This is a genomic window from Armatimonas sp., assembly GCF_043760365.1.
Lineage (GTDB): Bacteria > Armatimonadota > Armatimonadia > Armatimonadales > Armatimonadaceae > Armatimonas.
This window is the reverse complement of record NZ_JAYUPA010001023.1, coordinates 1-7,412: the sequence shown is the minus strand read 5'-3', so window position 1 is coordinate 7,412 and position 7,412 is coordinate 1. Positions and strand designations below refer to the sequence as shown.

9 protein-coding genes are annotated in these 7,412 nt (G+C 60.8%); 5 read left to right on the top strand and 4 right to left on the bottom strand.

Going from position 1 to position 7,412, the window contains the following annotated elements:
* Positions 1-302: CAAX prenyl protease-related protein (locus ACH2EH_RS26090; RefSeq protein WP_395146351.1), on the top strand; the 302-nt coding region annotated here is incomplete at its 5' end.
* A 13-nt stretch (positions 303-315) separates the two neighbouring features.
* Here the strand turns inward: ACH2EH_RS26090 and ACH2EH_RS26085 are convergent.
* Entirely contained in the window at positions 316-633 is a 318-nt protein-coding gene (locus ACH2EH_RS26085; RefSeq protein WP_395146350.1) for a hypothetical protein, read from the bottom strand.
* Positions 634-722: 89 nt separating this feature from the next.
* Between ACH2EH_RS26085 and moaC the strand changes: the two genes are divergently transcribed.
* The 3 genes from moaC to ACH2EH_RS26070 are packed head-to-tail and all read left to right on the top strand — an operon-like array spanning position 723 to position 3,132.
* Positions 723-1,205 (top strand): cyclic pyranopterin monophosphate synthase MoaC, encoded by a 483-nt coding sequence (gene moaC, locus ACH2EH_RS26080; RefSeq protein WP_395146349.1) that lies wholly within the window; start codon positions 723-725, stop codon positions 1,203-1,205.
* Positions 1,192-2,409 (top strand): gephyrin-like molybdotransferase Glp, encoded by a 1,218-nt coding sequence (glp, locus tag ACH2EH_RS26075; protein WP_395146348.1) that lies wholly within the window; start codon positions 1,192-1,194, stop codon positions 2,407-2,409. The genes moaC and glp overlap by 14 nt, the downstream gene beginning before the upstream one ends.
* Before the next feature lie 9 nt (positions 2,410-2,418).
* Positions 2,419-3,132: a DUF1559 domain-containing protein gene (locus ACH2EH_RS26070; RefSeq protein ID WP_395146347.1), complete on the top strand. Its 714-nt coding sequence runs from the start codon at positions 2,419-2,421 to the stop codon at positions 3,130-3,132.
* Here the strand turns inward: ACH2EH_RS26070 and ACH2EH_RS26065 are convergent.
* On the bottom strand, positions 3,129-3,377 hold the full coding sequence (locus ACH2EH_RS26065; protein WP_395146346.1) for a hypothetical protein: 249 nt from the start codon (positions 3,375-3,377) through the stop codon (positions 3,129-3,131). The genes ACH2EH_RS26070 and ACH2EH_RS26065 overlap by 4 nt on opposite strands.
* 55 nt (positions 3,378-3,432) lie before the next feature.
* Between ACH2EH_RS26065 and ACH2EH_RS26060 the strand changes: the two genes are divergently transcribed.
* A complete protein-coding gene (locus ACH2EH_RS26060; protein ID WP_395146345.1) occupies positions 3,433-4,689 on the top strand; it encodes an MFS transporter in 1,257 nt (418 codons plus the stop codon).
* A 7-nt stretch (positions 4,690-4,696) separates the two neighbouring features.
* Here ACH2EH_RS26060 and ACH2EH_RS26055 read toward each other — a convergent pair whose 3' ends face one another.
* Together ACH2EH_RS26055 and ACH2EH_RS26050 are read right to left on the bottom strand one after the other, a co-directional pair.
* Positions 4,697-5,275, bottom strand: a complete 579-nt coding sequence (locus tag ACH2EH_RS26055; protein ID WP_395146344.1) for an RNA polymerase sigma factor — start codon at positions 5,273-5,275, stop codon at positions 4,697-4,699.
* Between the two features lie 97 nt (positions 5,276-5,372).
* Positions 5,373-7,412: SEC-C metal-binding domain-containing protein (locus ACH2EH_RS26050; RefSeq protein ID WP_395146343.1), on the bottom strand; the 2,040-nt coding region annotated here is incomplete at its 5' end.

Here is a 7,412-nt window from a genome sequence, read left to right as displayed (position 1 = left end):
CGCTGCTCGTTCCGGTGATGGAGGAAGTCTTCTGGCGCTCGTTTCTGCTGCGCTACGCGACTGACCAAAACAAGTGGAAAAGCCTGCCGCTCGGGCAGTTCTCTCTCGCGGCTTTCGGGATTGTTACAGGGCTTTTTGCGCTCGCCCACCCCGAGTGGCTGGCGGCAATCGGCTACGCGGCGCTGATGGCGGGGCTGCTACGCCACACGAAATCCCTACTCGCTTGCATCGTCGCGCATAGCGTCACCAACGCGGCACTCGGGATATTTGTCTTGCTGACGGGCAACTGGCGCTACTGGTAAAAGCAGGGTCAAACTAGTGGTGCAGCGCAGCCTTCACACTTCCAAAGAGGGGCAGGCCGGTCTGGAGGAGCGAGATATTGCGCCAGACGCGGCCTCCTTCATGTGCAACAACACGCAGAGAGTGGCCGTGTGTGGAGAGAGTTTGCTGGAAGGAGAGAAGCCAGCGCAGACCGTCGCTGTCGGCCCAGGAAGCCTGGGTGGTATCAAGAAGCACTTCACGCGCACCGGTGCGCTCGATCTGTGCTAAGAGTAGCGCGGGATCAGGCCCGCCCGAGAGCGGAGAATCGCAGCGCAGCAGCGCGGTGCGGCCCGCAGAATAGATATTGATCATAGTCGTCTTTGTCGCTTTTTTTCGCAACACTGCGAAAGTGTCGGTTCCTCCGACAGTACTCATTATACCCTTGCAGGTAGAATGCCATCATGATAAAAAAACCAGAATTTTCCCACCTGGATGAAAAAGGGACGGCACGAATGGTAGATGTCTCTCAGAAAACCCCGACCCACCGCACCGCCACCGCCACGGGAACCGTCCGCCTCTCCGAGACGCTGCGCCAGCTCGTGGCGGAGAAAGCTCTCCCCAAGGGCGATGTGTTTACCGTGGCTAAAGTGGCGGGGATTCTGGCGGCGAAGCGGTGCGGCGAGCTGATCCCGCTCTGCCATCCCCTTCCACTCACCGATATTCAGGTGGAGCTGGCACTGACTGAGATGGGCGTCGAAATCATAGCGACAGCCTCCAGTGTGGGGCAAACCGGAGTGGAGATGGAGGCGCTTACCGCCGTTAGTGTCGCTGCCCTCACGGTCTATGACATGTGTAAGTCCGCCGACAAGGGCATGGTCATTGAGGCAGTGCGCCTCTTAACGAAAACCGGAGGAAAGAGTGGAGCGTGGCATGCAGAGCTATGACGAAGCCCTCGCGCAGATTCTGGCATCGGCGACGGTGCCGCTCGCAACGGAGCTCGTACCGCTGGAGCAGGCACGGGGCCGCGCCGTTGCCTCGGATATTCTAGCGACTTGCGATCTGCCGCCGTTTGACAACTCGATGGTGGATGGCTACGCCGTGCGCACGGCCAGTGTCGGCAGCGCCTCCGAGGAGCTTGGCCTCAGCCTACCCATTACCATGGAGATTCCTGCGGGCTCCTGGCCCACCCGCGCACTTCGAGCAGGCGAGGCAGCGCGCATCTTCACGGGTGCGCCCATCCCCGAGGGCTGCGACGCCGTGGTGATGGTGGAGGACACAGAAGAGGCAGAGGAAGACGACGAAAACGAGCCAGGCCGTGTCACGCTGCGCCATCCCGGCTCGGGCAGCTACATCCGGCGGCGCGGGTCGGATATTGCGGTGGGGGGGCTGGCAATCCCGGCGGGAACATCGCTCCGTGCGGGTGAGATCGGGCTGCTCGCGGCACTGGGAATCGCCGAGATACCCTGCCCACGCCGCCCCCGTGTCGGGATTCTCTCCACCGGCGACGAGCTGATTTCCCTAGCCCACACCGCACTCCAGCCCGGCCAGATCCGCGATTCCAACGGCCCGGCGCTTGCGGCGGCGATTGAGGAAGCAGGCGGCGTGGTGGTGGGGCGAGCCCATGCAAAAGACACGCCCGAGGCGGTCGCGGAGGCATTTGCGAAGCTCTCTGGCTGCGATCTGATTATCGCGTCGGGGGGCGTCTCTGTCGGGGATCACGACCACGTGAAAGCCGTTCTCGAAGCCCAAGGGACGCTGAGCTTCTGGCGCATCGCGATCAAGCCGGGCAAGCCCCTCGCGTTCGGGACGCTTGGCGACGCGCTGTTTTTCGGTCTCCCAGGCAACCCCGTTTCGTCCTTAGTGACCTTTGAGCTGTTTGTGCGTCCGCTGCTGCGCAAGCTCGCCGGACACACACGCTGCCTGCGATCACAGATCACCATCACACTAGCCACACCCCTTTCACACGCCCCCGGGCGGCGGGAGTTTGTGCGCGCAAGCCTCGACGACAATCTCCAGGCCACACCCACCGGAGCGCAGGGATCGCACCGAACCTCCAGCATGGTGGGAGCCGATGTGCTAATCATCGCCCACGAACACCACGGTGATTACCCCGAAGGCACTATTCTGCCCGCCCTAGTGCTACGCTAAACAAAAATCATGAGACACGTCTTTACGCTCATTGAGTTACTTGTCGTGATCGCGATCATCGCGATTCTGGCGGCCATTCTCTTTCCGGTTTTTGCACAAGCACGTGCCAAAGCCCGCCAAGTGAGCTGCCTCTCCAACATGCGCCAGCTCGGGATGGGGCTTGCAATGTACGCGCAGGACTACGAGGAATCGCTCTTCTTCTTTGGGCACAACGTGGACTACTCACGTTCCAATCCCACCGCCCCGCTGGGAGCCTTTGCCGAGAATCGCTGGTGGAACCAGATCCTGCCTTACACGACCAATGTCCCCGGCCTTCTGATCTGCCCCGACGATGCGAAAAAGACACCTAATTCCACCGATAATAAGCCACGCTCCTACGTGGCCAATCGGGCGGCGGAGTCGCTCACTCTGGCCGCTGTAGACTCCCCCGCCGATATTATCGTGGTGACGGAGAAAGGCATGCCCTTCGGCGATTCCTGGTTCGAGCCGCCGAAAAATCTCTACGACAAGCCGGGCTTTGGGGAGCCCGTTCTGGCAATGACACGGCATCAGGGCGGGGTGAACGCGACGTTCTTCGATGGCCATGCGAAATGGCTCAGTAAGGGGGCACTGCTCAAAGACCCGTGTGGGCTTCCCTGGTCGGGCGTGAACCTGATGCGCAGCTACCCCATCCCCCTCCCCAACCCAGCACGAACGCCTTGGCACGCAAGCTGCCCGAACTAGCCACGGGTCAGCGCACTGACCTCGTCCCAGCGCACGGCATCAAAGGCGATGAGCCACGCAAACGGGCGGCCTTTGGCATCGCTATAGACCGCAACTGCCCCTTGCAGCTCCCCTTCCAGCCCCGCGCCACGCTTGAGCGGCTCCCGCACTTTCCCGGCTGCCTCCAACAGCCGCTCTAAGTTCTCCCGCCCTTCCACATACGCCATCGCGCGCCGCGTCCCAATCTTCCACAGTGATGTCTTCATGCCGCAGAGTTTATCAAACTATAGTTTGCTTTGCAAGCGCGATAGACTGCTCTTTGTGACAGAACGCGAGGACCTACGTTTCCGACTACGCCACTGGGCACGCTGGAAGCTGGGGGTGCCCCGGGAGGCGCTTCACTCACTGGGCTGGGATGTCGCCGCGGGGGCGTGCGCGGGCATCTATCTGGGGATGACCATGCCGTTTCTGACGCGCATCGCTCGCGCGGAGCTGCACGCCAGCGACTTTGCCATTGGAGTGATGAACGCCGCACCGTTTGTGGGCAATCTGCTCGCGCCCGTCTGGGCGCGCCAGATGGAGGGCAAGGCGAAGATGCCATTCTGCCAGGTGAGCTGGATCACGGGTCGTTCGCTGCTGCTGCTCATGCCGCTCGCCGCCACGGCCTGGGGCTTTGTGGGCATTATCGCGCTCCTGCTCTTTATCGGCACGATCAGCTCGCCCGCCTACACATCCCTGATGAAGGACATCTACCCAGATCGCGCACGCGGCCAGCTCATGAGCTACGTGCGTATTATCGTGCAGGCGTTCACCTTCCTCTCCACACTCGTTACGGGCCGCTTGATGGAAAGTGGCGTGGGCTTCGGGCCGCTTTTTGCCGTCGCTGGTGTGGCGGGCATTCTCGCAGCAATTTTCTTCCGCCAGGTGCGCCCCCTGCACCATATCCCCCCGCCCTCGTCCGATCCACCACAGCCGCTCCAGAGCTTCTTTTTGGACACACTGGGAATTCTAAAAGAAAATCAAAGCTACCGGTGGTTTGCCCTCTCGGTGATGCTCTATGGCTTTGGCAACCTCATGGCCTGGCCGCTCTACCAGCTCTACCAGGTGGAGCACCTACATATCCGCCCCACGCAGATCGCGAACTTGACCAATGTCACGTCGCTCTGTGCCATGGTGGGTTCCCTGTTCTGGGGGCGCTTTATTGACCGTCATGGCGCGGCGCAGACGGTCTTTCGGGCGATCTTGCTCATTACCTCGATCTCCGGGGTGTACTTCTTCGCACACTCGGTGAGCCTGCTCTACGCCGCATCGTTCCTCTCGGGATTCGGCATGGCGGGCATCGAGCTGAGCTACACCGCGAGCATCTTAAACTACGCTGAGCACGGAAAAGCGGCTCGCTACCAAGCGCTCCACTCGCTGCTTCTCGGGATTCGCGGGGTTCTCGCCCCGTTGGTTGCACTGCCACTACTGTGCGTCATCGGCTACCAAGGCGTCTTTGTCATCACGTTTCTGTTCATGCTGCTGGGCGCGTACTTGCAGTGGCGCGCGACAAAGGCCCTCATAGTTCGCCACGCCTGACCCTTGGCTATTTCCCACAGATGGAGCAGTCTTTGACATGGCAGAACTGGCTCAGCTCCTGGTGCAGGCGCTCTCGTGCCCGGTGAATACGCGAGCGCACCGTGCCAATGGGAATCTGGAGGCGGCTGGCAATGGCCGCGTAGTTTAGCCCTTCCAGGTCACACAGAAGCAGCGGCACTCGGAACGGCTCGGGAAGCTTCTGAAGGGCTAGCTGAAACTCCTCGGAGAGCAGCGGGTCGAGTAACCAATCCTGCGGACTGGGACTGTCGGACACAGGCTCGTTGAACTCGGAGAGGGCGTGAACCGGGCGGCGCTTGGCGCGGCGTGTTTGATCAATACGATTGGTGGTCAGGATACGAAACACCCACCGATCAAAACCATGCCCCTGGTAGGAATCAAACGCCTGAAAAGCTTCTAGGAGCGACTCCGCGAGAAGATCTTCCGCATCGGCTGTATTGCCACAGTGACGGTACGCATAGGCATAGAACCGATCCCAGTGCTGCACGGTGAGAGATTCAAAGTGCTTTCCACGATCACACTCCTCACCACGCCCCCACTCTACGCACGGTGTCGCCACAAATCCCATAACACTATTCTAAAAAGTGTAGATGAATAATAGGTGAAAGCCCACCTCAGAAATATCTAAGGCGGGCTTTCGAAGCGGATTTACTCTACGCGGGAAGCTACACGACATCCGAAGGCAGGGACTTGCCCCGGTGGCACTGCTTGTACTTCTTGCCACTGCCACACGGACACGGATCATTGGGATCAATCTTGCGTGGTGCCGTGCTCTGTGCCGCCTCAGCGGCGGCAGCAAGTAGTGCATTGACCTCGGGGACGATCGGGTTCTCCGCAGGCTCACCCCCTTCGCCGTTCAGCTCCATGGGGCTTGACTCGCCGCCGAACTGCTGGAGAAGGTTGAAGATATCTTGCTCCTGCTCGTAATCCGTCATCTCCTGCTGGAGCTGGGCCACAAAGACATTGCGCACGGTATCTCCCACCAGCCCGGCCTGCATGTCGCTGAAGAGCTTCATGGCCTCGGTCTTGTAGGCCACCAGCGGGTCGGTCTGTGCGTAGCCGCGCAGCCCGATTCCCTCGCGCAGGTAGTCCACGTTCTGGAGGTGCTGGATCCAGGTCTGGTCAATGGTCTGCCGCAACAAGTGCCGCTCGATCTCGCGCATCAGCTCGCTGCCGACTTCCTCTTCCTTCGCATCGTAGGCTTCCTCGGCAAGCTCGTGCAGTCGCTTCGTGAGGTCGGTCTTGGTAAAGTCCTTCAGCTCCTCGTAGCTGGCAAAGTTGGCCAGCGGGAACTGCTCGTTGAGCTCCTGGTAGAGCTTCTCTTTGTCCCACTCTTCCGAGGGCACTCCCTCGGGACAGTTTAGCTCGACGGCGGTCTCGACACTCTCATGCAGGTAGCTGACGAGCGTGTCGCGCAGCTCAGCCTCCTCTAGGATCTTGCGACGCTCGCCGTAGATCACCTCGCGCTGGACATTCATCACATCGTCGTACTCAAGAACATGCTTTCGAGAGTCGAAGTTGTGCTGCTCCACTTTCTTCTGCGCCCGCTCGATCATCTTGGAGAGGATCGGCATGTCCACGGCCTGGTCTTCCTCCCACGCCTTGAGCGCCGCCATCTGGAGGCTGTTGCGCTCCCCAAACGCGCGCCAGAGGTAGTCTTCCAGCGAGACATGGAACTTGCTGGTGCCGGGGTCTCCCTGCCGGCCCGAGCGTCCTCGGAGCTGGTTATCAATGCGCCGCGACTCATGGCGCTCGGTGCCCAGAATGTAGAGCCCGCCCCGCTTGCGCACTTCCTCACGCTCCTGAGCAAGATCAAGCGCCGCCTCTTCCGTGAGAGACTGGGTACCCGCCGTCGCATCGGCGGCCAGGTCGCGACCGGTCACCACATGGGCGATCCCCGCACGCCGCCCGCCACGACGATAAGAGTAGTCGCGCTCTTTCTCGCTCTCCCCTGCCAGCTCTTTGTACTGCGAGCCCCCCAGGATAATATCAACGCCACGGCCCGCCATATTGGTCGCAATGGTCACTGCGCCGCGCCGCCCGGCCTCGGCGATAATCAGCGCCTCTTGCTCGTGGTACTTGGCATTCAGAACATTGTGTGGGATGCCGTACTCCAGCGCCTCGCGCAGCGCTTTGAGCTCCTCGTCACTCTTAAGCCCAATAATGGAGGCGAAGGCGCTTACCTGTGCCTCATCGGTCATCTTCGTGCCCATGCTCAGCTCTTTTGCCAGCGGGGCCAGCATCGGCAGGTTCAGGTCATCGAGCCGTCGGTTGAGCACCGCGGAGAACTGCGCGTACTTCTCCTCGCCCACCTCCTTGCGTTTCTCCAGGAGCCGCGTTCGCAGAATCACCACGGCGGCCAGGAGCTCCAAAGTCTGGAAGGTAAGCCGGGAGCTGACGCGCTCACTCATCTCGATCGAGCGCGTTCCCACGAGAAGCGGCTGCTGGCGACAGTGGATCAGCAGAATCTCCGAGGCGATCCCACGCAGCTTGGCCTCTAGGCTCTTATAGATCATGTCCGCATTGTCTTTGCGGAGCATGGGCTTGTTGGTGGGCACCTGCACCACATCGAGCGCGTAGATCTTGCGGAACTCGTCCTCTTCGGTTTTAGCAGTTCCGGTCATCCCGGCGAGCTTGGCATAGAGCCTAAAGTAGTTCTGGATCGTGATGGTCGCGAGGGTCTGCTGCTCGTTTTCGATCTTGAT